The following is a 26190-nucleotide window of genomic DNA, read 5'->3' on the forward strand; positions in this document are numbered from 1 at the left end:
TGTCGCCCGGCGCAGGCCGCGTGACGTTACGCGGCCGCCCGAACCTCCACGTTCAGCTCCCGCATCACCGCCGCGGTGATCGCGAGGCTACGCTTGCGCGCGTCATGGTCGTGGATCGCACTCGTCACGATCAGCTCGTCCGCACCGGTCCGCTCGACGAAGGCGGCAATCTGCCGCGCGACCGTCTCCGCCGATCCGACCGCGGTGCACTGGAGCACATGGTCCAGCATTGCGGCCGCTGGGGGCAGCAGCGTGTCGCGATAGCCGGCGACGGGCGGCGGCAGCTTGATGCCCGTGCCGGTCGTGCGGATCGCGACGAACGCCTGTTGCTGCGAGGTCGCGAGCAGTTCCGCCTCGGCATCGGTGTCGGCCGCAACGACGTTGAACGCCGGCATGAAGTGCGGCCGCGTCAGCGCGGCCGACGGCCGGAAATCCCGGCGATAGATCGCCGCCGCCGCATCGAGCGCGTCGGGCGTGAAGTGCGATGCGAAGGCGTAGGGTAGCCCCAACATCGCCGCGAGCTGCGCGCCAAAGGTGCTCGACCCCAGCATCCACAGCTTGACGTCGGCCCCGCCGCCCGGCGTCGCGTGGATGCCGGTCTGGCCATCGTCGGCGAACAGGCTTTGCAGCTCCAGCACGTCCTGCGGGAAGGCGTCCGGGCTCGTCTCCAGCGTGCGGCGCATCGCGCGCGCGACCCGCCCGTCTGACCCCGGCGCTCGGCCGAGACCCAGGTCGATCCGCCCCGGAAACAGCGCGTCCAGCGTTCCGAACTGCTCGGCGATGACCAGCGGCGCGTGGTTTGGCAGCATGATCCCGCCGGCCCCGATCCGGATCGTCCGGGTCGCCGCGCCCAGGTGGCCGATCACCACCGCCGTCGCCGCGCTCGCGATCCCGGGCATGCCGTGGTGCTCCGCCACCCAGTAGCGGGTGTAGCCGAGCGCCTCGGCGTGGGCGGCGAGGTCGGCGGCGTTGCGCAGCGCCTGCGTCGCGGTGCCGTCCGCCAGAATGGGAACCAGGTCGAGGAAGGAGTAGGGTAGCATGGCCGTGATGTGGGGATGCCCGCGCACGCCGAACAGGGGGCTTTGCTTCGCCGTACCGAAGCGCAGCTTGGCGGGAACGGCGGCGGCGCTGGGACGTCTTGGAACCTGATCCCTGTTATACCGGAGAACGACGATGGCCCGCCTCAAGGCGCTTGCGCTCAACTGCTCGCTGAAGGCGAACGCCGCCGAGAAGAGCTCTACCGACGCGATGATCGCGGTGCTGAAAGGCGCGTTCGCCGAGCACGACGTGGAGATCACCGAGACGGTCCGCGTCGCCGCCTGCGAGATCAAGAACGGCGTGACCAGCAACGAGGGGCCGGACGACGACTGGCCGCTGCTCCGCTCCAAGATCCTGGCGCACGACATCCTGATCTTCGGCGGGCCGATCTGGATGGGCCAGATCAGCAGCGTCGCGAAGCGCGTGCTCGAGCGAATGGATGCGTTCCTGAGCGAGACCGACGAGGCCGGCCGCATGCCGAGCTACGGCAAGGTCGCGGTCGCGGCGATCGTCGGGAACGAGGACGGCGCGCATTTCTCCTCGGCGCAGCTGTTCCAGTCGCTCAACGACACCGGCTGGACCATCCCCGCGGTCGCGGCCTGTTACTGGGTGGGCGAGGCGATGGGCGACAAGGACTTCAAGGATTTCGCCGAGACGCCGGAGAAGGTCGAGAAGACCGCCAAGATGGTGGCGAGCAATGCTGCCCACCTCGCCGGGTTGCTCAAGGACAGCCAGTATCCGTGAGGCCGTCACCCCAGCGTTCGCTGGGATGACGTTACGGCACCAGCACCGTGCTCCCGCGCGTCTCGCCCGCCTCCAGCCCGCGGTGCGCGTCGGCAACCTGCTCCAGCGCAAAGGTCTGGCCGACCTCCGGCCGGATCGCGCCGCGCGCGAGCATGTCCCACACCGACGCGAACCCGGCCGCGCGCTCCTCTGCACTGGTGTAGTAATCGAACATGGTCGGGCGGGTGACGAACAGGGAGCCGTGCTGCGCCAGCGCCCCGAGCCCGATGCCGGTGACCGCGCCCGAGGCGTTGCCGAACGAGGCGATCAGCCCACGGCGCTTCGTCGCCTTCAGCGAGGCGTCCCAACTCGCCTGACCGACCCCGTCGAAGACGACGTCGGCGCCGACTCCGCCGGTGATCTCGCGAACGCGGGCGGCGATGTCGTCCTGGCGGTGATCGAGCACATGGTCGGCACCAGCCGCCAGCACGGCTTCCCCCTTCTCCGCCCCACCCGCAATGCCGATCACGGCCGCGCCGCGCGCCTTCAGCCAGCCGACCAGCAGATGCCCGACCCCGCCCGCCGCCGCCCAGACCAGCGCGCTCTGCCCCGCCGTCACGCGGGCGCAGCGATCGACCAGGAACTCGGTTGTTCCGCCCTTCAGCAGCAGCGCGGCTGCCGTTCGGTCATCGACCGTCTCGGGCAGCGCGATCAGCTCCGCCGCCGGCGCAATCCGCGCGGTCGCATATGCGCCACGGCTCGGGCCGAAGGTCCCGACCCGGTCGCCGACGCTTACCCCGGTCACCTCCGGGCCGATTGCCTCGACCACCCCGACCGCCTCGGACCCGAGCGGCGCGGGCAGCGCGACCGGGTAGAGCCCGGAGCGATGATAGGTGTCGATGTAGTTCAACCCGACCGCGGTGTGGCGCAGCAGCACCTCGCCCGTGCCAGGCGCCGCCAGATCGACGTCGTGCCATTCGATCACCTCCGGACCGCCGGTCCGCTCGATCCTTACCGCGCGTGCCTTCATGCGACGTCCTCCATCCTCAGTAATCGCGCGACACGCGCACGTTGGCGCTCTGCCGCCCGATCGTCGAGATCGAGGAAAGCAGCGACAACCACCGCGTCACCTGAAACTCCAGCCGGGTCGCGGAGTATCCCTGCCCGTCGGAGATGATCTCGGCATAGACCCGCCGCGTGAGATACTTGCCGGCCGCAATCGACGTTCCGGCACCCGTCTGCGGGTCGGCGGGCAGGATGCGCAAGCGGTCGAGCCCGGCCGCGCGCCGCACCGCGTTGATCGGATTGAGCCCGGTGCCGCCGTTCTGGAGCGCCGACACGGCGGCGGCGAGCTGCAGCGCCTCTGGCGCCGACAGGCTGGTGATGGAGGCGCCGAACAGCAGCCGCGACAGCAGCTCGTCCTCCGGTAGCGCGGGGACGGAGGAGAAGCCGATCTCAGGCTTCTCGGCGGTGCCGGTCACCCGGATGGTCGCGTTCAGCCCCTGCACGTTGGCATTGGCGGCGATGTCGAGCGCCGGGTTGGCGGGAACGCTTCCGTCGAAGCGGATGATCCCGCGCTCCAGCTCGAACTCGCGCCCGGCGAACTCATAGTCTCCGCGCACCAGGTTCATGCGGCCGGCGATCCGCGGGTTGGTCGGCTCCCCCGTGATCTTGAGCGCGCCCGACCAGATGCTGTCGAGCCCCAGCCCCCTCACCGTCATCGCATCCGCGATCCGGGCGTCGAGGTCGAGCCGCCAGGGATCGCGGACCTCCTCGTCGTCGTCGCCGCCGGGCACGTTCACTTCGCGGATGTTGAGCCGCGGCAGCGCCGCGACGGACGCGGCCTGACCCAGCCGATAGCGGCCGCGGGTCACCGTCACCTGGCCGGAGATGGTGCCGCCCGACCCGTCCGACTGGAAGCGCAGCGGCCCGCTGACGCTCGCGGCGATATCGTCGCGGCCGATCAGCTGCGCATCGGCCGCCTGCACCGACAGGTCGATGCCGAGCCCGCGGGGACCCGCGAAGTCGAACGCGCCGCTGCCGCTCACCCGGCCGCTGCCACCGTCCTGCGCGGTGAAGCGGTCGATCACCAGCCGCGAGCCGCCGAAGCGACCGCTCGCCGCGACATTGCGGAGCACGGTGCCGGTCACCGTGCTGTCGATCCGGGCATTGGTGGTGCGCAGCGACCCGCGGATTCGCGGCGCGGACAGCCGCCCGCTCACGTCCGCGCCGATCGCGACCGGGCCCGACAGGTCGAACAGCTCGACCCCGGTCAGCCGCCACAAGGTGTCGGCCGGGCCGCTGTAGCGTAGCTGCCCGACCAGCGGCGCTCCGGTCAGGCTCGCCGCGAGTCCGCCGTCCGCAAGCGGGGTCAGCAGCATCTGCCCGCGCCCGATCGTCTGCCCCCCGGACGCCATCACCGCGCGCACGCCGAGCCGGGTTCCGTCGAGCACTCCCGCGATCCCCAAGTCGATCGGCCTGGAGGAGAGCACCAGCCCGGCGCGCGAGAGCCCGCGCACGGTCATGTCGATCGCCCCGGTCGGGCGGGCATCGCTGCGGTCGACGTAGCGGAGCGTCCCGCTCGCGCTGCCGCCCAGCCCCAGCCCCGGATAGCCGAGGTCGAGCACCGACAACGGCATCCGCGCAAGACTCGCCTGCACCGCGACCTCCCCGGCCGTGAAGCGGCCGCCGACCTGCGCCTCGCCACCCGCGAAGCTCAGCCGTACACCCTCCAGCCGCCAGCCGTCGCCGTCGCGCGAAAGCACCGCCGGTTGGGTGAGCGCGATCGGGCGACGATCCACGGTGCCCTGCGCCCGGAGCACGTAGCGATCGGGCGCCACCGCGATCATCGACTGGATCGCGAACGCGCGGCCCCGATTGCCGGCGATCGAGGCACGCACCTCGCCGACCCCGTCCGTCAGCGCGACGTTCGCCGCCAGCCGGCCGAGCGCAAGCCCGCCGTAGCGGAGCCCGTTGGCGGTCACCGTCGCCTCGATCCGGGTGCCGGCGGGGTCGAGCAGCACCGATCCCTCCACCCGCCCGCGCCGCACCCGCAGGCCGTTGTTGAACTGCGCCGCGCGGGCATCGAGCGCGAGGTCGATCCGCTGGACGCTGTTCTCCGGCCGCAGGTCGAGCGCGCCGGTGACGCCGCCGCCCGCGATCGCCAGCCGGCCGGCGAACCCACCCGGCACGATGTCGAGCGCCCCTCGCGCCTGGGTGCCCGCGACGTCGAGCCGAGCGACCTCGATCCGCGCGCCGCCGCCGCGCGGCAGCAGGATCGCGCCCGCGCCGCTGAACGGTCCCAGCCGCGAGCCGCCGGCCGCGGTGAAGGCGAACCCTGCCGCGGTCGGATCGAGGTGCGCGCGCACGTCCGACAGGCCGAGCGCGGCCGCCGGGCTGCGGAACAGAAGGTCGATCGTCGGCCGCTCGATCCGCCCGTCGAGCCTGAGCGTCAGCGGCCCATAGGTCGCCTGGCTGCCCGCGCCTTCGAAGTGGAAGGTGCCGTCGCGGCGACGATAGCCGTTCCCCGACAGCCGTAGCGCGGGCGAGACCAGCCGCAGGTTGCGGAAGTAGAGCACGCCGTCGGCGCCGCGCTCCAGTCCGGTCAGGATGCGCGGCAGCCCGCCGGTCAGCGAGCGGAAGAAGGCATTGTCGAGCCGCACCACGCTCGCCGCCCCCGTGCCCACCACGCGCGTGCCGCGGCCGTTCGGGCCCGGAACGACCGACAGCCGCGACTGCACGTCGACCAGCCCGATCCCGGGTATCAGGTAGCGACGCAGCCCGCCGGTCAGCCCCACGTCGTAGCGGCCGGTGCGCAGATCGACGAACAGGTCGATCGCGCCGCTCAGCCTGTCGGAGGTGAGGCGCAGCGCACTGCCGGTGAGGTCGCGCGTACTCACCTTCAGCGCGCCCGCCACCCGCAGATTGCGGAGGATCCCGCCCGCCACGTCGCCGACGCCGGTCACGCGCGCGGCGCTGAAGGTGATCGGCACCGTCACCGGGGCGGGCGACAGCCGCCCGCGTCCGCCTGCGCGCACGCCCTCGAACCCGGTACGATCAAAGGCGAAGCGATCGGCGCTCAGCCGGTAGTCGAACGCGGCACGCGCGAACGGCCCATCCAGGATAGCACGCAGCGCGATGCTCCGTCCGGTCATGTTGTTGAACAGCGCGGGGGGTTGCAGCAGCCGCGCGGCGATCCGGACGTTCCGGTAGCTGCTCTCGCCCAGATCCAGCTCGCCCGTCAGCTCGGCGGCGATCGCGGCCGAGCGCAGCGACAGCGTGCCGTCGAGCCGCCGGTTGGCGAGCGTCGCCGCCCCGCTCACCAGCACAAGCGGCGCGGTCAGCCGCTGCAGCTTGCCGCGCGTGATCGTGGCCGGCGCGATGCTTCCCGCCAGGCCGTAGCGGCCCTCGTCGACCGACAGCCGGACGTCGGCGATCCGCCGCCCGTCCGCGTCGAGGCGCGCCGCGCCCTGCCAGCGCCGCCAGTGCCCATCGCCGTGGACCTCCAGCGCGAGCGGCTGGGCGATCCCGGCGGCGCGCGAGAGCACGCCGCCCGCCGCACCGGCCGCGCTCACGTCCAGGTCGAAGCGGTTGCGATCGGGATCGGCATCGAGCCGCAGGCGGACGCGGTCGCTGCCCTGCGCCACCGCAGCCAGATCGACCAGCGCGCGACCGGCGCGCACGTCCGCGCGCCCGACGAGCGACGCGCGACGCACGCCGCCGGCGAGCGCGGGACCGAGCATCAGCCGATCGACCCGGAGTTCCCCCACCCGGATGTCGAAGGCGGGCAGGATCGCCCGCCGCCGGCCGCTCGGCCGCGTCCGCGGCAACCGCTCGAGCGTCGCGGCCGGCACGTGGAGCCGGCGGATGTCGAGCCGGTTCGACGCCCAGGCGAACGGCCGCCAGTCGAGCTCCGCGCGCGGCGCCCGGAACATCACCCCGTCCAGGTCGGCGATGCGCACGTCGATCAGCGTCGCCTTGCCGTACAGCGACCCCTCGATCCGGCCGATCGTGTAGCGCATCCCGTTGCCGGGCCGCAGCGCGGCGATGCGGTCGGCGACGAAGCGGTGGCCGAGCTGCGTATCGAGCAGCGCCGCCGCCGCGATCGCGGCCGCGACCAGCAGCAGCAGCGCGGTCAGCGTCCGCCGCAACCAGCGCCGCCGCGGTCGCTCCGCCGCGGTTGGCGGCGCCGCCTCTGCCTCGTCGGCCTCCGTCAAAACGCCTGTCCAAGCGACACCGACACGGCGATCCGCGAGTCGCCCCGCTGCGGGTTGAGCGGCGTGCCGACGTCGAAGCGGATCGGCCCGAAGTTGGAATAGTAGCGGAAACCCAGTCCGGCGCCGTAGCGGAAGCCGGAGAAGCGCGGCAGGGCATCGGTGTAGATGTTACCGCCATCGAGGAAGGGCACGATCCCGAAATTACCGAAGGCCCGCACCCGCGCCTCCAGCGCGAACTCGGTCAGGCTCCGCCCGCCGATCGGATCGTTGTTGGGATCGCGCGGCCCGATCGATTGATAGCCATAGCCGCGCACGGACGCACCGCCACCGGCGTAGAAGCGCCTGGACGGCGCCACCGCGTCGCGCGGCGCGCCGAGGATCGTGCCGAGCCGCACGCGCCCGGCGAGCACCACCGACGAGCTGACCGGGTGATAGGCGCTCGCGTCGAGCTGCGTGCGGGTATAGCCGAAGGCGGTGCCGACCAGCGACAGCTCCGGGCTGATCCGCCCGCCCAGGCGAAACCCGCGCGTCGGATTGAGCAGGTCGTCCGATCCGTCATAGGTCAGGCTCGTCGGCAGCGCGCCGATGAAGTAGGTCCGCCGCCGCGGTGCGCCGGTCGAGACGATCACGTCGCGCTCGTCGGTCGCGACCAGCTCGGCGCCGAGCGACCAGGTCCACGCCTTCTGGAAGAAGATGTTGGTCTGTCGCTCCAGCGTGCCCGACAGCTGCACCGTGTCGGCCTCGTACGCGTCCCGCTCGGTGTGGGCGACCGCCGTCTGGATCGTGAGAACCCGGTCGCGTCCGCGGTAGTTGTTGCGACGAAAAGTGATCGCGCCCAGCTGCTCGCGCGTGCCGAGCACGCCGCGCACCGTCAGCGCGCCCTCCGGCGGAAACAGGTTGCGGTGGGTCCAGCTCACCTCCGCGCGCGCGCCCTCCCCCGTGCCGTAGCCGAGCTCGCCCGCAATCGTCCGCGGCGGGGCGGGTTCCAGATCGACCGCGACGTCGACGGTGCCGGGCGTGCTGCCATCGACCGGCTCGACCCGCGCGGAGGAGACGAGCCCGGTCTGCACCAGCGCGCGGCGCAGGTCGACCAGCGCGGAGGCACTGTACGGCTGGCCGGGCGTGAAGCGCGCGATCTCCTGCACGTGGCGCGGCCCGAACACGCGGACCTGGTCCATGCGGATGCGTCCGAAGCGCCGTTCGCTGCCCGGCTCGACGGGAAGGGTTAGCGTGGCGGTGCGGCTCGCGCGGTCGACAACGATCTCGCTCTCGCCGACCCGCCCGAACGCGAAGCCCTGCTCGCCGACGGTGGCGCGCAGCCGCTCCTCGGCGGCGGCGACCGCATCGCTGTTGACCGGCGCTTCGGGCGCGAGATCAAAGGCACGGGTGAGGGCCGCCGACTTGTCGCCCGCCGCCTCCACGCCGGCCAGCGTCACCTGGTTGAAGCGGTACAGCGCACCCGGCTCCACCTCCAGCGTGACCGCGAGCGTCTGCCCGCGCGGCTCCACCCGGGTCGCAACCCGCGCGTCGTAATAGCCCTCGGCGCGGAGCAGCTCCTGGAGCAGCGTGCTGTCCTCCCGCGCGCGGCGGTCGATCTGCGCGGCGTTGGCTGGATCGCCGCGGTTCGCGCGGAGCGTGGACGCCGCGTTGAAGCGCTGGAGCAGCAGCGGACTGCCGACCCCGTCGATGCCGGCGAGGGCATAGTCGTAGCGGACCTCCGCCCCGACCTGCGCACCCGCTGCCGCATCGGCAGCGTCGTCCACCGGCGCCTTCGCCAGGTCCGGCCAGTCGACCCCGATGCCGGGCAGGTCGGCGAGCGGCGCATCGGGATCGAGCCCGTCGTCGGCCGGTGGCGGCGGCACGTCTTGCGCGTGCGCAGGAAGCGGCAGGAGCGCGAGCCAGGCGGCGGCCAGTACGCGGTGCCGGCAGGCAGGCCCGAACATGACCGCCACCTCTAGCCCGCCGGGGCGGTGCCGGACAATGGCTTAGTAGCTCAAGGTTGCTGGAAGGCGCCGAGTGCGCGACTTCAGTGCACGGTGCCGATCGCTTCGTCGCTCGCCAGCACGACGATCAGCCGCTCGATCTGCCGCCAGCGCGCGAAGTGGACCGCGTTGCCAAGGTCGCGGCTCCGATCGGCGCGGGCCGCCGCCTCGAACCCGGCGTCGTCGCCGAACCCGTCGATGAGGGCGCGGGCGTCGGAGAGGACGGCCTGGTCGGTGAGGATCGGAAGGGCGGCAGCGAACGGATCGTCGAACAACATGCGAGGACTCCAACAAGCCGCGTGCCAGAAGTCGCGAACGGCCGATTGCCGCGCCTCACGAACCTTAACGCGCTTCGCACCCCTGTTCCGGCCGTCCCGGATCGGGAGAGGTGGCGTCCTCGTGCGGGACATGGCACAGCGCGCGTCATGTCGCCTCCCCCCTCCCGCTCGCCGCACGGCGCCGGTGCGCCGATCACGCTTGCCCTCCTGATCGGCACGGGTGTGGGCCTCGCCTTTCGCCAGCCCACGATCGGCTTTCTGGGCGGGCTGGCCGTCGCGGTCCTGATCGGCGTGCTGTTGTGGCGGCGTGACGCCTAGCGGAGCACGCGGCCGGCGATCGAGGCCAGCCGCTCGACCATTACGGGGTCACGTGCCGAACGCGGCGTGATGATCGCGGTGTCCAGGTTGGCGTCGATCGGCGACGCCGCCCGCTCCGCCGGCAACGCGGCGAGCAGGTCCGCGCCCAGCGTCCGCGCCCGCGCCGTGTTGGCGCCGACCTGCGCCAGCACCTGCGCGACGTCGACGCCCTCGCCCTCGTGCCAGCTGTCGAGGTCGGTCACCATCCCGACCAGCGCGTAGGGCAGCTCCGCCTCCCGCGCGAGCCGGGCCTCCGGCATGGCCGTCATGCCGATCACGTGGGCGCCCCAGCTCCGGTACAGCCGGCTCTCCGCGCGGGTGGAGAACTGCGGACCCTCCATCGCGAGGTAGGTGCCGCCGCGATCCGCCTCCGGCATCGCATCCGCGAGCAGCGCCGACAGCCGCGGGCAGACCGGATCGGCCATGGAGACGTGCGCGACGAGTCCCGGGCCGAAGAAGCTCGACGGCCGCCCCTTGGTCCGATCGATGAACTGGTCGACGATCGAGAAGCTGCCGGGCGGCCGCTCCGCCACCAGCGAACCGACGGAGGAGATCGCAACGACGTCGGTGCAGCCGACCAGCTTCAGCGCGGCGATGTTCGCACGCGCGTTGATGTCGCCGGGCGGGATGACGTGCCCGCGCCCGTGCCGCGGCAGGAAGGCGACGTCGACCGCCCCCACCCGTCCGCGGAAGATCGCGTCGGATGGCGCACCCCACGGCGTCTCCACTCGCTCCCACGCGCCCGCCAGTCCCGCGATATCGTAGAGCCCGGAGCCCCCGATGATCCCGATCGTCCAGCCGGTCACACGGCTTGCCGGCGCGCCACGAACAGGAAGTAGAGCAGCAGCCCGACGACGTTCCAGCCGAGGAACCACAGCTGCGTCGTGCTCGGCAGGCTGATGAACAGGTAGGCGCAACCGACGATCGCGCCCGCGCCCACCACCCAGGCGGCCGGGGCTCGGAACGGCCGCGCCATGTCGGGCGCCCGGCGACGCATCACCAGCATGCAGACCGCGACGGCGGCGAAGGCGGTGAGCGTGCCCGCGTTCGCCAGCGCCGCGATTGCGTCGATCGGCAAGAAGCCCGCGAACAGCATGACGATCGCGGCGGTGAACAGCGTTATGCGGACCGGCGTGCCCCGCGCCGACACGCGCGCCAGGCTCTCCGGCAACAGCCGATCCCGCGCCATGACGAAGAAGATGCGGCTCTGCCCGTAGAGGAAGGCGAGGATGACGGTCGGCAGCGCAATCACCGCCGATCCGGCCAGGAAGCGCGCCGCCCCGGGCTGGCCGATCTCGCGCAGGATCAGCGCCAGCGGCTCCGGGCTGTCGGCGAAGCGGGTGTAGCTGAGCGCGCCGACGGCCGCGACCGCGACGATCATGTAGATCGCGACGCACGCCGCCATCGATCCGACGATCCCGATCGCGAGGTCGCGGCCCGGATTCTTGGTCTCCTCCGCCGCGGTCGAGATCGCGTCGAAGCCGTAGAAGGCGAAGAAGATGATCGCCGCCGCCGCCATCACTCCGCGCTCCACCCCGTCGGCCGACAGGTGCTTGGCGAAGCCGAAGGGGGAGAACGGCTCGAGCCGCGCGCCGTCGAAGTACGGCAGGGCGACGCCCACGAACACCGCGAGCGCGATCACCTTCACGACGACCAGCACCGCATTCAGAGTCGCGCTCTCCTTGGTGCCGAGCATCAGCAGCCCGGCGACGACCGCGACGATGACCAGCGCGGGCACGTTCACGCCCCAGCTCGCCACCGCCCCGTCGGCCATCGTCGGTCCGTGGGTCAGCGCGTCCGGGAGCGCCAGGCCGAGCCCCGCGAGAAAGCCGGTCGCGTATCCCGACCAGCCGACCGCGACCGTCGCCACCACCAGCGTGTACTCGGCGAGCAGCGACCAGCCGACCACCCAGGCGAACACCTCCCCCAGCACGGCGTAGCTGTAGGTGTAGGCGCTGCCCGACACCGGCATCATCGTCGCCATCTCGGCATAGGCGAGCGCCGCGCACGCGCAGATCAGGCCGGCGACCGCGAACGACACGATCACCGCCGGCCCGGCGCGATCGGCGCCGACCCCGATCAGCGTGAGGATGCCGGTGCCGACGATCGCGCCGACGCCGAGCGCGACCAGATGCGGCCACGACAGCGTCCGCGCGAGCTGATGCTCGGCCGCCATTTCGCTCGGCGGCACGATCGCCTTGCGCCGGAACATCCCACTCGCCACGCCTGTCTCCCCGCCTGTTCTGGTTTGCGCGGGACGGTAGCGGCGTGCGGGAGGGATCGCCAGTGTGGCAGGCCCCTCAACTCCGTTCGTCCTGAGTAGCCGCTGAGCGAAGTCGAAGTGGCGTATCGAAGGGCCGGTTGCGCGGGGAACAGATGCCTCGATACGCGCCTTCGCCTACGCTCAGTCGCTACTCAGCACGGACGCCGAATCAAGCTTCCTTTCGCCGACTGCTGCTCCGCAGCGCCAGCAGCCCCACTGCCAGCCCGGCAACCGCCACCCCCTTCACCAGCTTCGGCCGGCGCGCCGCGGCGGTGTAGAGGCTCACCTGCCGGCCCGTATTGACGTCCGATCGCTCCCGTCCCGAGCGGGCGGGCGCGAACAGGTTGGACGGCTGCGGCTGCGTTTTGGCCGGATCGATGAAGGTGGTTGCGGCAATCGGCGCCAACCGCTCGAAGACGCGCGGGAAATGCTCGGCGAACAGCGCCTGCGCGCGCCCGCCGCCCCCGACCGTGATCTGGCGCCGCGGGGTGACCGCGGCGTCGAGGATCGCGTCCGCCACCAGTTCGGGCGCATACACCGGCGGCGGGATCAGCCCGTGCCCGCCGACATGGTTGGCGGCGTGGTCGGCGATCGGCGTGTCGATCCCCGACGGCTTGACCAGCGTCACCGATACCGGCGTCCCCGCCGCCTCCAGCTCGATCCGGAGCGACTCGACATAGGACTGCACCGCCGCCTTGGAGGCGGCATAGGCGCCCATGACCGGGCTCGGCATGTCGGCGACGATCGAGGCGACGGTGATCAGCGCGCCGCGGCTCTCCGCCAGGTGCGGGATCGCCGCCAGGCAGCCGTTGACGCAGCCGAAGTAATTGGTCTCGATCAGTCGCCGATGCTCATCCTCCGGCGTGTCGATCAGCGCCGCATAGATCGTCACGCCCGCGTTGTTGACCCAGGTGTCGATCCGCCCCCAGCGCGCCACGGCCGCCGCCGCCGCGGTCTCCACCGCCGCCCGGTCGCCGACGTCGGCGACGGCGTAGGACGCGCGATCGCCGAGCTCCGCGGCGATGCGGGCGAGCGCCGCCTCGTCCCGCGACACCAGCAGCACGGCCGCGCCCGCCGCCGCCGCCTTCCGCGCGGTGACCAGCCCGATGCCGGAACTGGCGCCGGTGATGACGATGACCTGCTCGGCAAGCGGCTTCAGCTTCGGCTTCATGGTGGCTCCTGGACGATCCGTCCGCTTCCGAACGCGCGGGCGCCGCCAAAGTGGCGGCGGCTGGTCGCACTTCCTACCTCCATCGGCGATGCTGCTCCTCGCCCTCGCCGCGCTCACTGCCCAGGCGTCACCGGTCACCGCGCCGCCGCCGACCCTTCGCGCCGACCCCTTCTACGCCAAGCATGTCGCGGTCGCGGGCCTGCCGATCCTGTCGTCGGCCAAGGTGCCGGACACTGCGCTGATCGCTGCGCAGTCGATCGTCGCCGAGATGCTGGAGCACCGACCCGATATCGCCCGCACGATGCAGGCGATGGGCGTCCGCGTCGCCGTAATGGCGCAGGACGAGTCGACCACCGACCTGCCCGAGCAGCGCGGCTGGACGCGCCCCGCGCGCGACGACCCGCGCCTCACCCGCTGCGAGCGCAAGCACTATGACGCCCGGATCGGGCGGCTCACCGACCGGCAGTACTGGAATTGGCGCGCCCGCGGGATGGGCGGCGTGTTCACCAGCGCCGCGGCCGAGGACCTGCTGGGACAGCGGACCTCGCGCTACTACGGCGAGACCACTTTCGTGCACGAGTTCGCCCACACCATCCACCATGCGCTGCGCCACGCGGGCGACCCGCTCGCCGGCCGAATCGAGCAGGCGTACCGCGCTGCGCTCGCGGCGGGGCGCTGGCGGGGCGAGTATGCGATGACGACCGCGGACGAGTACTGGGCTGTCGGCACGCAGCTGTGGTTCAATTCGAAGCGGCTGGTGGTGGTCGATGGCCGCCGCATCCTCAGCCACCAGGGTCTCGCCGCCTACGACCCCGCGCTCTACGCCGTGCTGGGGACGGTCTACGGCGACCGCCACCGGCTCTCGGCTGATCCCTTCTACCTGTCACCGGCGCGCATCCCTGCCGGTCCGCCGCCGGTCAGCACGGCCGAGGTGTGCTGACCCGCTTGACAGCGCGGGCGCCCGCCGCCGACCATACGCCCGGTCGCGAGGGCGTGTGATGACGGCGTGGTGGCGGATCGTGGGTGCGGGGCTGGCGCTGTTGACGTCGGCGCAGAGCTACTATCCGCCGCAGCACACCGCCCCGCCCCCGCCGCTGTTCGCCCGCGCGACCCCGCAGGAGGTGCAGGCCGCCGCCGACGGCGGCACGCAGCTCGAGCATGACCGACCGGCGCGCTGGTCGCTCGCCGAGCACCGCCGGCTCGCCAGCGCGCTCGCTGGCGTGAAGCCGGGGCGCAAGGGCGTGGTCGACGCCTATGTACTCTCCGTCGCGCTCGACAGCGATCCCGTGTTCGGGCGCGAGGCGCGGGAGGCGGCAACGGTGCTCGCCCGCCGCTACGACGCCGCCGGGCGCACGATCGTGCTCGCCGGCTCGGACGGCTCGGCGGAGAGCAGTCTGCCGCGCGGCGCACCGGCCAACATCGAGGCCGCGCTCGCCCGCATCGCGGAGGTCATGGACGCCAAGGAAGACGTGCTGGTGCTCTACACGACCAGCCACGGTGCCCCGCTCGGTGTCGTCTACAACGACGCCGACCACGGCTATGGCGCGATCAGCCCGGCCCGGTTGTGGAGCCTGCTCGGCACGCTCGGCATCGCCAACCGGCTCCTGTTCGTCTCCGCCTGCTACTCGGGCGTGTTCGTGCCGCTGCTGTCGGGCGACACCAGCATCGTCGTGACCGCCGCCTCAGCCGAGCGCTCCTCGTTCGGCTGCGTCAGCGACAACGACTGGACCTTCTTCGGCGACGCCATGGTCAACCACGGCCTGCGCAAGCCGGTGCCGCTCGCCGCCGCGGTCAAGGAGGCGACCGACCTGATCGCCAGGTGGGAGGGCGAGGGCCGCCTGCTCGCCTCCGAGCCGCAGGTCAGCATCGGCGCGGGCACGGCCAAGTGGCTGGCGGCCCTGGAGGCGCGCAGCCCCAAGGTGGCGACCCCACCTGTCGGCCGCCCGGCGATCGCGTCGCTCGCGGCGGTGCCGGCCGGGCGATAGCGGGATTGCGCTCGCGTGGCGGTTAAGCGATGCCGCGGGCCATGCCGGACCAAGCACCCGACGTCGTCACGCTAGCGCAGGCGCTGCTCCGCGAGGAAAGCGTCACGCCCGCGCGCGGCGGCGTGTTCGACGTGCTCGAAGCGGCCCTCACAGCGCTCGGGTTTGCCGTTGATCGCTTCGTGGCCGGCGAGGCGCCGGATGGCCCGGTCGAGAACCTCATCGCGGTGCGCGGGTCGGGCGGCACGCACCTCACCTTCGCCGGGCACGTCGACGTCGTGCCCCCGGGCAACGGCTGGACGAGCGGCCCTTGGGAGGGGGAGGTTCGCGGCGACCTGCTCTACGGCCGCGGCGCGGTGGACATGAAGGGCGCGGTCGCCGCCTTTGTCGCGGCCTGCGCCGACGCGCCCGCGACCGGCACGGTCAGCCTCCTCATCACCGGTGACGAGGAGGGGCCGGCGGTCCACGGCACCCGCGCGCTGATCGAGCGCATGGCGGCGCGCCGGCTCCGCCCCGATTGGTGCCTGGTCGGCGAGCCGACTTCGGCTCATCGGCTCGGCGACACGATGAAGATCGGGCGGCGCGGCTCCGTCAACATCTGGGTCGAGGTGCCCGGGCGGCAGGGCCACGTCGCCTACCCGCATTTGGCCGACAACCCGATCCCCAAGCTGGTCGCCGCGCTCGTCGCGATCGACGCGCTGGTGCTGGACGAGGGCACCGCCTGGTTCCAGCCGTCGAACATTGAGGTGACGGACCTGGCGGTCGGCAACACGGCCACCAACGTCATCCCGGCAGCAGCCCGCGCGCGGCTGTCCATCCGCTTCAACGACCGGCATCGCGGCGAGGCGCTGATCGAACGCATCCGCGCTGTTGTCCTTACCCACGCCCACGACGCGCAGGTGCGCGGCGTCGTCTCGGGCGAGGCGTTCCTGACCACGCCGGGCGCGCTCTCCGCGCTGGTTGCCGACGCGGTCCGGGCGGTGACGGGGCTCACGCCCGAGCTCTCGACGACCGGCGGCACCTCCGACGCCCGTTTCCTCTCGGCGGTGTGTCCAACGGTCGAGTTCGGGCTGCTGAACGCGACCATGCACCAGCGCGACGAGGCGGTCGCGGTTGCCGACCTGCGCGCGCTGGAGCGGATCTACGCGGGGGTGATCGCCAGGGCGCTCGCTTAACTCCCCTCCCTTTACCGGGAGGGGAGCCCGTTACCGCACCCGCCTGAGCACGATGTAGAGCGCCCCCGTGCCGCCATGCCGCGGGTGAGCGCCGCGCACCGCCGCGATCCGGTCGCCGTGACGCGACGCGGCCAGCCAGTCGCCCACGGCCGCGCGGATCGCGCCGCGCTTGTGCGGCCGCTCCGATTCACGCGCGGGCGGCTTGCCGGTGATCAGCAGGATCACCCGGTCCCCCGCCGCGAGCGCGCTCCCCAGCGCGTCGTCGAGCAGGTGATAGGCCGATTGCAGCCCATGCCCGTGCAGGTCGACCGTGCGATCGGGCGAGACCAGCCCGCGCGACAGCCGCCGGTCCCACCCGCCGTCGAGCGTCGCGACTGCCGCGGGCGGCTTCGGCGACTTGTGGCGCGCGGGCAGCGGCGGGACCGGTGCGGCTTTGGTGACCTGAACCGTCGGCGCTGCACTAGGCACGGCAGGCGCAGCGACGGGCCGCGGCCCCTCCAGTGGGCGGACGCCCGCCATCACCCGCCGCCACAGCGCGGCCTCGTCAGGGCTGAGGCGTCGCTCCGCCACCGCGGCCCTCCGCCGTCAGTCGGGCGAGCGTGCCGACGGGGAGCAGCAGGAACGCGGTGCCGCGCGCCGCCATGCCGCCCGCGATCGCCCGCGCCTCGTCGCCTGCGCCCCAGAAGGTGTCGACGCGGTTCGCACCCTTGATCGCGCCGCCCGTATCCTGCGCAATCCACAACCCGTTCGCATCCGCGCGGTCCATCGACAGCAGCACGGGTGCGCCGAGCGGCACGAACCGCGTGTCGACCGCGATCGACGCGCCGCCCACCACCGGATAGCCCATCGCACCGAGCGGCCCCGGCCCGGTCAACTCACGGAAGAACACGAAGCTCTTGTTCTCGCGCATGATCGCACGGCCCTGCTCCGGATTGGCGCGCAGCCACCCCATCAGCCCCTGCATCGATGCCTGGGTCGGCCCGATCAGCCCGCGCTGGCGCATCAAGGCTCCGATCCCGGTATAGGCGCGGCCGTTCTGGTTGTCGTAGCCGATCCGCATCACGCCGCCGTCCGGCAGGCGCAGCCGACCCGAACCCTGGACCTGTAGGAAGAAGAACTCGACCGGATCGGCGGCATAGGCCAGCACCGGCGCGCGCCCGTCGAGCGAGCCTTCCTCGATCTGCGTCCGGTCGTCATAGGGGACGAAGGCGGTGCCCTGCACCTTGCCGCGCACCCGCTTGCCCTTCAGGTCATCGGAGAAGAGGACGAGATCGACCTCCACCAGGTCGCGTGGCCGCGCGTAGATTGGGGTCTGATAAGCGCCGCCGCGGGTGCGCGCGCCGGCGATCTCGGGCTCGTAATAGCCGGTCGCGAAGGCGCGGCCGTCACCGACCTGGACCGCCTCGAACCAGCGCCCGAAGAAGCCGACCGGGTCGGCGTCCGCGCCGCTGCGCGCCGCGTCGCATGCCGGCTGCCAGTCGGCGCCGCGGGTCAGCCCGCTCGAGTCCGTCCGGCGGACGAGTCCCGGGCAGGAGGTGCGAAAAGCGGTGAGCGCGGCCGCCGCTCGCTCGGCGGTGAGCGGCAGCGCGGCAACCGCGGGACCGGCGACGACGCCGGCGGCGGCCGCACTGGTCACGCCCGCAGGCGGGGTCGCGGCCGGCATCGGCGCAATCGGTGTCGCTGGTGTTGGTGCGCGCACGGGCACGCTGGTGGAGGGATGGGGGGCGACTCCCGGGCGCGGGCTGCTCGGGGCCGGCCGCGCGACCGGCGCCGCGCCCGGGGTTGAGGCGGGCGGCACCATGCTCCCGGAACAGGCCGACAGCAGCCCCGCCGCCAGCACGACACTCATCAGACGCATGGACGCCCCTTTTAGCGATAATGGCGTCGCACTAGCGAGCAGCGCTTGTAGTGAAACGCCGCGCGAGACGAGAGCCGCGCCTCACGCCTCGTCGGTATCGGCGAGCTTCCAGTTCGGATCGTCGCTCTTCAGCGTGCGCTGGAACGTCCAGGCATCGTGGGTCTCGACCGCGTCGGTCAGCGACCCCGCGATCACCGCGCCGTCCTTGTCGCGCGTAACCGCGGCGATGTCGGCATCGAAGCGCACGGTGATGCGCGCGGTCCGGCCGGCGACGCTCGCCTCGCTGATCTGGGCGCGCTCGATCGAGACCAGACGGTTGTCCAGCGTCTCGCCCGCCGCCTCGCGCGCGTCGATCGCCGCGAAGAACTCGCTCCGGACCTCGTCCTCGACCAGCCACTGAAGCGTCTCGCGGTCGCCAGCCCAGAACGCCTCCATGATCATCCGGTACGCGCCCTTGGCGCCCTCGACGAAGGCGGCGACGTCGAACGAGGGGTCGGCGGCGACGATCGCGCGCAATCCCGCTTCCGCCCCGCTGTCGATCGCCCGCGGCGCACTCTCGCGAACCTCGCTCGGCACGTCCACCGTGCGCGCGACGGGGCGGACCGGCGCGCCCTCGGCCGGCTTCACCAGCGGCTGCTCATGGCCTGTCTTCTTGCCGAGCACCGAATACAGCCGCAGCGCCAGGAACGCGGCGACCATTGCGAGCAGGATGACGTACAGCACTGATCCTCCGAATTCGGCTAGGCCGACAATATAGTCCGGGCGGGGCCCACATACAAACGTCCGGGCCCCGGGCGTTGTGTCGAGGTGGGCCCTTTGCTAGGCGCGGCCCTCATCATTGTCGCCGCCGCCCCGCCAACGCTCCGGCGGCGCCAAGCGTTGCACAAGGGGATCATCATGGCAGACGAACAATTTGGTGCCGCGGGCGGGCCGCTGACCAATGGCGAGGATACCGCGCCGGTCGCGGGCGTCATCTCGCAATATGTGAAGGACCTGTCGTTCGAGAACCCGAACGCACCCGCCATCTACCAGCTGCCCGGTGCCCCCAAGATCGACGTCGGCTTCAACATCGGCGCAGCCAAGGTCGGCGACGACCTGCATGAGGTGGTGCTGAAGATCGACGTGCGGGCGGAAACGGAGGACGGGCAGGTCGCGTTCGTCGTCGACCTCACCTTTGCCGGGCTGTTCGGGCTGCGCAACATCCCCGACGAGCACCTCCAGCCCTTCCTGCTCGGCGAAGCGCCCCGCATTCTGTTCCCGTTCGCCCGCCGCGTGGTCGCCGACACGGTGCGCGACGGCGGCTTCCCGCCGCTGCTCCTCGACCCGATCGACTTCGGCCAGCTCTACCTCCAGCAGCTCGCGCAGCAGACCCAGCTCGCCGAGGGCGAGCCGGCCGGGCAGGCCTGAGGATATCCACCGCTCCGTTCGTGCTGAGTAGAGACTGAGCGCAGGCTAAGGCTCGTATCGAAGCATCGCCCTGTGCCATGTCCTTCGATACAGTGCCAGGTGAACGATGCCCCGCATCTTTCGGGATCGTCTGGGAGACGATCCGACCTGGCACTCTTCGACAGGCTCAGCGGCTACTCAGGACGAACGGATGTGCTCGTGGCTCTGACACAATGAACCTCGCCCGCGCGCTCGGCTCGATCGGCGGCCTGACGCTTGCCAGCCGCGTGCTCGGGCTGGTGCGCGACTCGCTGTTCGCGCGCTTCGTGGGTGCGGGGTTCGCCTCCGACGCCTTCTTTATCGCCTTTCGGCTGCCCAACATGTTTCGTGCGCTGTTTGCGGAAGGGGCGTTCTCCGCCGCGTTCATCCCGATGTTCAACCGCAAGGTGGCGGAGGCCGGCGACGATCTCGCCCCCGGCATCGCCTTTGCGGAGGCCGCGCTCGCCATCCTGCTGCCGATCCTGATCATCATGACCGCGGCGATGATGATCTTCGCGGTCCCGGTCGTCTGGCTCCTCACCTTCGGCTTCGGCGAGGGTCGCGATGACCAGTTCGCCACCGCGGTCGAGTTCTCGCGGATCACCTTTCCCTACCTGCTCTGCATCAGCCTGGTCTCGCTGCTCGGCGGCATCCTCAACTCGATCGGCCGCTTCTGGGTCAGCGCGGCCGCGCCGATCCTGCTCAACCTGACGCTGATCGTCGCGCTGCTGTTCTTCCACGCGCCCGGCGATCCGATCGCGACCGCGCGGACCCAGTCGATCGCGGTCACCGTCTCGGGCGTGCTTCAGCTCGTCTGGCTGATCGTCGCGACCCGCCAGGCCAAGGTGACGCTGCGCCTCCGCCGCCCGCGCCTGACGCCCGACGTGAGGAAGCTGCTCGCGCTGATCTGGCCGGCCGCGGCGGGGGCCGGCGCCGTGCAGTTCAACCTGGTCGTCTCAACCGCGCTCGCCGCCTCGCTGCTCCCGGCGGGCGCCGTGTCGTACATCTACTATGCCGATCGCTTGAACCAGCTGCCGCTTGGCCTCATCGGCATCGGACTCGGCACCGTCCTCCTCCCGACCATCACCCGCCTGCTCGGCCGGGGCGACGAGGAAGCGGCCATGGCGACCCAGAACCGCGGGCTGGAGCTCGCGCTGTTCCTCACCCTCCCCGCCACCGTCGCTCTGGTCGCGTGCGGCACCCCGATCGTCGCCGCGCTCTTTCAGCACGGCGCCTTCACGCCTGCCGACACGATTTCCTGTGCACAGGCACTCGCCGCCTTCTCGCTCGGCCTGCCCGCCTACATCCTGGTCAAGGTGCTGACCCCCGGCTTCTACGCGCGCCACGACACCCGGACGCCGGTGCGATTCGCGACCTGGGCGATCGGCGTGAACCTCCTGCTCAACCTCGCGCTGATCGTGCCGTTGCAGCAGGTCGGCCCGCCGCTCGCGACCGCGATCGCGTCCTGGGTCAACGTCGCGCTGCTCTACCGCGAGCTGCGCCGCCGCGGCCACTTCATACCCGACGCGCAACTTGTCCGGCGAGTCCTGCGCCTCGCCGCCGCGGCGCTGGTGATGGGAGCGGCGCTGTGGTTCGCCGACGATCTGCTCGCCCCCTACACCACCGGCGACCGGCTGGAGCGGACCGGCGCGATGGTGGCGCTGGTCAGCGGCGGCATGCTCGTCTACCTCGCGGCGGCGTTCGGCCTGCGCGCCTTCTCCGTCGCCGAACTAAGAGCGCTCGTGCGCCGCCGCGCCTAACTCCACAGGAACCCGTCCCATGCGCGTCGTGTCCGGCATCCAGACCACCGGCAACCTCCACCTCGGCAACTATCTGGGTGCCATCAAGCAGTGGGTCGCACTCCAGGACCGCCTGGCGGCGGAGGGCGGGGAGAGCCTCTACTTTCTAGCGGACCTCCACGCACTGACCGGCGACATCACGCCCGCCGACCTCGCCAACAGCACGATCGAGATGGCAGCGACGCTGCTCGCGGCCGGAATCGATCCGGCCAAGTCGATCCTGTTCAACCAGGCGCGCGTCCCCGCCCACAGCGAGCTCGCCTGGATTCTTCAGGGCACGGCGCGGATGGGCTGGCTCAACCGCATGACCCAGTGGAAGGACAAGGCCGGCAAGAACCGCGAGGGCGCGAGCGTCGGACTGTTCACCTATCCGGTTCTTCAGGCCGCCGACATCCTCGCCTATCAGGCGACCCACGTTCCGGTGGGAGAGGACCAGAAGCAGCACCTGGAGCTCGCCCGCGACGTCGCGATCAAGTTCAACACCGACTTCGGCGTCGAGCTCTTCCCCGCGCCCGAGCCGCTGATCTCCGCCGCCGCGCCCCGCATCATGTCCCTGCGCGACGGGACTGCCAAGATGTCCAAATCCGACCCGTCGGACCAGAGCCGCATAAACCTGGTGGACGACGACGACGTGATCGCCACCAAGCTGCGCAAGGCGCGCACCGATCCGGAGCCGCTGCCGGACAGCTGGGCTGCACTGGAGGGACGCGCGGAGGCACGAAACCTCGTCACCATCTACGCTGCGCTCGCGGATCTGCCGGTGCAGGACGTGGTCGACCAGTTCGCGGGTCAGGGCTTCGGCGCGTTCAAGCCCGCGCTCGCCGATCTGGCTGTGGCTGTGCTCGGGCCGATCCGGGCGCGACTGACCGAGCTGCTCGGCGACCGTGCGGCCGTCGCCGCCGAACTCGCGCGCGGCGCCGCCCGCGCCCAGGCGCTCGCCGCCCCGACGCTTCGTTCCGCGCAGGCGGCGGTGGGATTGCAGATCTAGGCACGTTACCGGACCATCTCCTGCGGCGGTCGGGATCGTTAACCAAATCTCGGCCGTCCTCGGACTAGCCCCGGAGGGCATGAGCGGCCACCCGCATCACCTGCCGTCATCCGAGCGCGGACTCACCGCCGGCTGGGACGCGATCTGCCGGTCGCAGGCGGTGGCCGAGTTTACTCCCGGTGGCGACGTCCTGTGGGCCAACCGGCTCTTTCTCGATCTGCTCGGCTACGAATTGCCTGAGCTGGTCGGCAAGCACCATCGCATCTTCTGCGATCCCGACTACGCCGGTTCGATCGCCTACGCGACCTTCTGGCAGAAGCTGGCGAGCGGCAGCTTCGATGGCGGCGAGTATTGCCGCCTGAGGCGCGACGGGTCCCCGGTGTGGCTGCAGGCGACGTACAATCCCGTGCTCGACGACACCGGCAGGCCAGAACGCATCCTGAAAATTGCCGCCGACGTCACTGCCGCGAAGCTCCTGAGTGAGGAGCTGGAATCGATGATCGCCGACCTGTCGGAGATCGTCGGCGCGATCAGCGGCATTGCGCAGCAGACCAACCCCCTCGCGCTCAATGCCACCATCGAGGCCGCCCGCGCGGGAGAGGCCGGCCGCGGCTTCTCCGTGGTGGCGGCCGAGGTAAAGAAGCTGGCCGGAGAAACGCGGCTCGCCACCGAGCGAGCGGTGGCCATGGTGACGACGCGGCGACGCTAGCCGAACGGCAAACCCCGCAGCGGCTCGCCCGACCGACGCTTAACGCTCCAGCTGACGCAGCAGCGCCACCACCGCGCCGTCGATGTCCTGGTCCTTGCCGCGCAGGTCCTCGATCCGGCGCACCGCGTGGATCACGGTGGAGTGATCGCGGTTGCCGAACTTGCGCCCGATCTCCGGCAGCGATCGAGTGGTGAGCCGCTTCGCGAGGTACATCGCGATCTGGCGCGGCCGCGCGACCGCCACCGCGCGGCGGGCGGACAACAGGTCGATCGGCTTCAGGTCGAAGTGCGCCGACACCGCCTTCTGGATCTCGTCGATCGTGACCCGCCGCTGCGCGCCGCGCAGCACTTCGCCGAGCGTCGCGACCGCGAAGTCGAGCGTGATCGCCTCTCCGTTCAGCTGCGCATAGGCGACGACGCGGGTCAGCGCGCCTTCCAGCTCGCGGACGCTGGCGCTGATCCGCTCGGCGAGCAGCTCGGTCACCTCGCCCGGCACGTTCGCGTCGGGCGTGTCGGACAGCTTCGCCGCCAGGATCGCGCGACGCAGCGACAGCTCGGGCGGCTTGATGTCGGCGACGAGGCCGCTCGCCAGCCGCGATACAAGCCGCGGCTCGACGTGCTCCAGCGCCGTCGGCGAACGGTCGGCGGCGATCACCAGCCGCTTGCCCGCGCCCATGAACTCGTTGACCGTGTGGAAGAACTCTTCCTGAGTCGCTTCCTTGCCCGCGATGAACTGCAGGTCGTCGATCATCAGCAGATCGACGCCGCGCAGTCGCGCCTTGAACGCGTGCGTATCCTTGGCCCGAAGCGCCTGCACGAATTCGAACATGAAGCGCTCGGCCGGCATGTAGAGCGCGGTCGACTCCGGGCACGCCTCGGCAAAGGCGTGGCCGATGGCGTGCATCAGGTGGGTCTTGCCCTGCCCGGTGCCCGAGTGGAGGTAAAGCGGGCTGAACCGCGGCCGGCCCGGCTCGGCCAGCGCCCTTGCCGCATTGAACGCAACCCTGTTCGACGCATCGACGACGAAGCGGTCAAAGGTGAAGCGCGGATCGAACTGGTGGCTGGTGTTGCGCACCGGGGCGCGCTCGGGCGCCTCCTGCGCGGGTGCCGCCTCCACCGTCAGCTTGCGCGGGGGGCGCGCGTCGCTCAGTGTCTCGATGGAGACCGCGCGCACGCCCGGCAGCAGCGCGCGAAATTCGAAGAACAGCCGGTCGGCATAGTGGCTCTTGACCCAGGTCGCGGCGAACGCGCTCGGCAGGCCGATCCGGACGTTCTCCGCGTCGCTGCCCTCGATCAGCTCGGCCGGCTTCAGCCACTGGTCGAACAGCCGCTGGCCGGCCGAGTGGCGCAGGTTGGTGCGCACGCGTGTCCAGGCCCGACCGAGCACATCGTCCGCTTCCCCCATCCGCGCTACGCTCAGAGCCACCGACACACCTCTCTCCTCCCGGCGAAGCGCCCCCGCTCCACCGGCTGATTGCGACAGACAATAACTTCCCCCCGGCGGAAAACCCCCGTTTCGCCGCCAAAGCGCGTACCAAATCTGCTTGTCCCCGGACCGCGATCGCGACCGGGACTGACTGTTTGAATGGCTGCGACGAGTCGATCAAGCGGGCCGCGGTAAAGATTCTGAAATAATGGGAATTGACACACGGATTCCCGCGGTAAAAAACTTTTCGTCAATTATTACAGTAAGTTGAGCCGCGTGCAGCGATAATGCTTTGGCGAATCGCGGGAAGTCCTGGGATCGGAAAACGGGAACCGAACCGCGTTCGCATTCTGTTTCCCATCTTGATACGGATCAACGAAAAGGGCCCCGTCCGGACGTACCGGACGAGGCCCTGTTCAGGGGCACGAACCCCTGTCGACTCGCACCCGCCATGCCGGCGGGCGGACTGCGTCAGCCGAGCGCGGCCAGGCGCTTGGTGAGGCGCGAGAACTTGCGCGCCGCGGTGTTCTTGTGGATCACGCCCTTGGCGACGCCGCGCGCCAGCTCCGGCTGGACCAGCGCGATCGCGGTGGTCGCTGCGTCCTTGTCGCCCGCGGCGAGTGCCGTCTCGAGCTTCTTCACGAACGTGCGGATGCGGCTCACGCGCGCGCCGTTGATCTCCGCGCGACGCTCGTTGCGCCGGATACGCTTCTTCGCCTGTGGCGTATTCGCCATTGCTCGTTGTTCCTGCCTGTATTGAGGGCGCGCGAACTCCAGTCCACGAGCCGGGAAAGCGGCGCCCCTAGCGGACAGGTGCGATTCGGTCAACTACCTCAGCGCTGGCAGCGCGGGCACCACCAGGTCGATCGGCCGCCGTCGGCGTAGCGCTTCACCGTCCCCCCGCCCGCGCACAGGCACGGTTCGCCCTCGCGGCCGTAGACCTTGAACTGCTTGGAGAAATAGCCCAGCTCGCCATCGGGCTTCGCATAGTCGCGCAGGCTCGATCCGCCCGCCTCGATCGCGAGCAGCAGGACGGCCTTGATCTTCTCGGCCAGCCGGTCGAGCCGGGCCCGGGCGATCTGCCCCGCCGGCCGCGATGGACGGATGCCCGCCTCGAACAGCGCCTCGCAGACGTAGATGTTGCCGAGCCCCGCGACGATCCGCTGGTCGAGCAGCATGGCCTTGATCGGCGCGACGCGGCCGGTCAGCGCGCGCTCCAGATAAGCGCCGGTCAGCGCGTCGCTGAGCGGCTCGGGCCCGAGCGCCACGAACGGCGGCCAGGCGGGCACCTCGGCGGTGCGGAACAGGTCGAGCGACCCGAATCGCCGCGGGTCGTTGAGCGCCAGGATGCGGCCGGCGTCCGTCTCGATCACCAGATGGTCGTGCGGCAGCAGCTCCGCCGGATCGACCCGCCACCGTCCCGACATGCCGAGGTGAAAGACCAGCGTGTCGCCGCGGTCGGTATCGATCAGCCCGTACTTCGCCCGCCGCCCGAGCGCGGTAACGGTGGCGCCGGTCAGCCGTTGCCCCAGATCGATCGGGAACGCGCGGCGGAGGTCCGCCCGCCGCAGCTGCACCCGCGCGATCCGCTGCCCCGCCAGCACAGGGGTGAGCCCGCGCACGGTGGTCTCGACTTCGGGCAGTTCGGGCAAATCCACTCCTCCGCACGCGCGCTACACGCCCCACGTAGGCCGCGCCCGACCATAAGGGAACGGAGCGCACTCCCCCTTCCTGCGGATGATCCCTCGTGGTCGCGGGTGGATTGCACGCAGCCAACGCTCCAGTTAGCCTCGGCGCAAAT

General features: G+C 71.3%; 23 protein-coding genes. 9 read left to right on the forward strand and 14 right to left on the reverse strand.

Translation table 11 applies throughout. The annotated features are described in order from the left end of the window. Positions 1–26 precede the first annotated feature (26 nt). Entirely contained in the window at positions 27–1040 is a 1014-nt protein-coding gene (locus CRO12_RS02235; RefSeq protein WP_097062384.1) for an LLM class flavin-dependent oxidoreductase, read from the reverse strand. A gap of 133 nt (positions 1041–1173) precedes the next feature. Between CRO12_RS02235 and CRO12_RS02240 the strand changes: the two genes are divergently transcribed. After that, entirely contained in the window at positions 1174–1782 is a 609-nt protein-coding gene (locus CRO12_RS02240) for a flavodoxin family protein (RefSeq protein WP_097062385.1), read from the forward strand. A gap of 31 nt (positions 1783–1813) precedes the next feature. On the opposite strand, the gene CRO12_RS02245 is transcribed toward CRO12_RS02240, so the two are convergent. From CRO12_RS02245 to CRO12_RS02260, 4 genes are all read right to left on the reverse strand, one after another. Further along, entirely contained in the window at positions 1814–2791 is a 978-nt protein-coding gene (locus CRO12_RS02245; RefSeq protein WP_097062386.1) for a quinone oxidoreductase family protein, read from the reverse strand. 16 nt (positions 2792–2807) lie between these two features. Next, positions 2808–6977 carry a translocation/assembly module TamB domain-containing protein gene (locus CRO12_RS02250; protein ID WP_179640819.1) on the reverse strand — a complete coding sequence of 1390 codons (4170 nt, stop codon included), beginning with the start codon at positions 6975–6977 and terminating at the stop codon, positions 2808–2810. Then, positions 6974–8920: an autotransporter assembly complex protein TamA gene (locus tag CRO12_RS02255; RefSeq protein ID WP_097063288.1), complete on the reverse strand. Its 1947-nt coding sequence runs from the start codon at positions 8918–8920 to the stop codon at positions 6974–6976. The genes CRO12_RS02250 and CRO12_RS02255 overlap by 4 nt, the downstream gene beginning before the upstream one ends. Positions 8921–9003: 83 nt before the next feature. After that, entirely contained in the window at positions 9004–9237 is a 234-nt protein-coding gene (locus tag CRO12_RS02260) for a hypothetical protein (protein ID WP_097062387.1), read from the reverse strand. 147 nt (positions 9238–9384) lie between these two features. On the opposite strand from CRO12_RS02260, the gene CRO12_RS17865 reads away from it, so the two are divergent. Then, on the forward strand, positions 9385–9555 hold the full coding sequence (locus tag CRO12_RS17865; RefSeq protein WP_179640821.1) for a hypothetical protein: 171 nt from the start codon (positions 9385–9387) through the stop codon (positions 9553–9555). Here the strand turns inward: CRO12_RS17865 and CRO12_RS02265 are convergent. The 3 genes from CRO12_RS02265 to CRO12_RS02275 form a co-directional block, all read right to left on the reverse strand. Beyond that, on the reverse strand, positions 9552–10400 hold the full coding sequence (locus CRO12_RS02265) for a phosphorylase family protein (protein WP_097062388.1): 849 nt from the start codon (positions 10398–10400) through the stop codon (positions 9552–9554). The two genes, CRO12_RS17865 and CRO12_RS02265, sit on opposite strands and share 4 nt — an antisense overlap. Further along, positions 10397–11806, reverse strand: a complete 1410-nt coding sequence (locus CRO12_RS02270) for an amino acid permease (protein WP_097062389.1) — start codon at positions 11804–11806, stop codon at positions 10397–10399. Before CRO12_RS02270 ends, CRO12_RS02265 begins: the two co-directional genes overlap by 4 nt. Positions 11807–12026: 220 nt before the next feature. After that, positions 12027–13028 carry an SDR family oxidoreductase gene (locus tag CRO12_RS02275; RefSeq protein WP_097062390.1) on the reverse strand — a complete coding sequence of 334 codons (1002 nt, stop codon included), beginning with the start codon at positions 13026–13028 and terminating at the stop codon, positions 12027–12029. A gap of 88 nt (positions 13029–13116) precedes the next feature. On the opposite strand from CRO12_RS02275, the gene CRO12_RS02280 reads away from it, so the two are divergent. Genes CRO12_RS02280 through dapE form a run of 3 tightly spaced genes read left to right on the forward strand, consistent with a single transcriptional unit; the run spans position 13117 to position 16185 of the window. Further along, positions 13117–13968, forward strand: coding sequence for a glycoside hydrolase (locus CRO12_RS02280; protein WP_097062391.1), 852 nt, complete (start codon positions 13117–13119; stop codon positions 13966–13968). Between the two features lie 58 nt (positions 13969–14026). Beyond that, positions 14027–15013 (forward strand): C13 family peptidase, encoded by a 987-nt coding sequence (locus tag CRO12_RS02285; protein ID WP_097062392.1) that lies wholly within the window; start codon positions 14027–14029, stop codon positions 15011–15013. A 41-nt stretch (positions 15014–15054) separates the two neighbouring features. Then, on the forward strand, positions 15055–16185 hold the full coding sequence (dapE, locus tag CRO12_RS02290; RefSeq protein ID WP_097063289.1) for a succinyl-diaminopimelate desuccinylase: 1131 nt from the start codon (positions 15055–15057) through the stop codon (positions 16183–16185). Positions 16186–16215: 30 nt separating this feature from the next. Here dapE and CRO12_RS02295 read toward each other — a convergent pair whose 3' ends face one another. The 3 genes from CRO12_RS02295 to CRO12_RS02305 form a co-directional block, all read right to left on the reverse strand. Beyond that, positions 16216–16704: a Smr/MutS family protein gene (locus tag CRO12_RS02295; RefSeq protein ID WP_097063290.1), complete on the reverse strand. Its 489-nt coding sequence runs from the start codon at positions 16702–16704 to the stop codon at positions 16216–16218. 25 nt (positions 16705–16729) lie between these two features. Then, a complete protein-coding gene (gene mltA / locus CRO12_RS02300; protein WP_097062393.1) occupies positions 16730–18043 on the reverse strand; it encodes a murein transglycosylase A in 1314 nt (437 codons plus the stop codon). 81 nt (positions 18044–18124) lie between these two features. After that, a complete protein-coding gene (locus CRO12_RS02305; RefSeq protein WP_144033549.1) occupies positions 18125–18763 on the reverse strand; it encodes a Tim44/TimA family putative adaptor protein in 639 nt (212 codons plus the stop codon). Between the two features lie 177 nt (positions 18764–18940). Between CRO12_RS02305 and secB the strand changes: the two genes are divergently transcribed. From secB to CRO12_RS18515, 4 genes are all read left to right on the forward strand, one after another. After that, complete coding sequence (gene secB, locus CRO12_RS02310; RefSeq protein ID WP_097062394.1) at positions 18941–19450, forward strand: protein-export chaperone SecB; 510 nt, start codon at positions 18941–18943, stop codon at positions 19448–19450. 212 nt (positions 19451–19662) lie between these two features. After that, positions 19663–21228, forward strand: a complete 1566-nt coding sequence (murJ, locus tag CRO12_RS02315; protein ID WP_097062395.1) for a murein biosynthesis integral membrane protein MurJ — start codon at positions 19663–19665, stop codon at positions 21226–21228. Positions 21229–21247: 19 nt separating this feature from the next. Next, positions 21248–22255, forward strand: a complete 1008-nt coding sequence (gene trpS / locus CRO12_RS02320) for a tryptophan--tRNA ligase (protein WP_097062396.1) — start codon at positions 21248–21250, stop codon at positions 22253–22255. Between the two features lie 79 nt (positions 22256–22334). After that, positions 22335–22964: a methyl-accepting chemotaxis protein gene (locus tag CRO12_RS18515; RefSeq protein ID WP_097062397.1), complete on the forward strand. Its 630-nt coding sequence runs from the start codon at positions 22335–22337 to the stop codon at positions 22962–22964. Between the two features lie 39 nt (positions 22965–23003). Here CRO12_RS18515 and dnaA read toward each other — a convergent pair whose 3' ends face one another. The 3 genes from dnaA to mutM form a co-directional block, all read right to left on the reverse strand. Further along, positions 23004–24368, reverse strand: a complete 1365-nt coding sequence (dnaA, locus tag CRO12_RS02330; protein WP_097062398.1) for a chromosomal replication initiator protein DnaA — start codon at positions 24366–24368, stop codon at positions 23004–23006. Positions 24369–24860: 492 nt separating this feature from the next. Then, positions 24861–25124, reverse strand: a complete 264-nt coding sequence (rpsT, locus tag CRO12_RS02335; protein ID WP_097062399.1) for a 30S ribosomal protein S20 — start codon at positions 25122–25124, stop codon at positions 24861–24863. 98 nt (positions 25125–25222) lie between these two features. After that, complete coding sequence (gene mutM / locus CRO12_RS02340) at positions 25223–26041, reverse strand: bifunctional DNA-formamidopyrimidine glycosylase/DNA-(apurinic or apyrimidinic site) lyase (RefSeq protein WP_097063292.1); 819 nt, start codon at positions 26039–26041, stop codon at positions 25223–25225. Positions 26042–26190: the final 149 nt, after the last annotated feature.

The organism is Sphingomonas guangdongensis (assembly GCF_900199185.1).
In the GTDB taxonomy this organism is placed as follows: Bacteria; Pseudomonadota; Alphaproteobacteria; order Sphingomonadales; family Sphingomonadaceae; genus Sphingomonas; species Sphingomonas guangdongensis.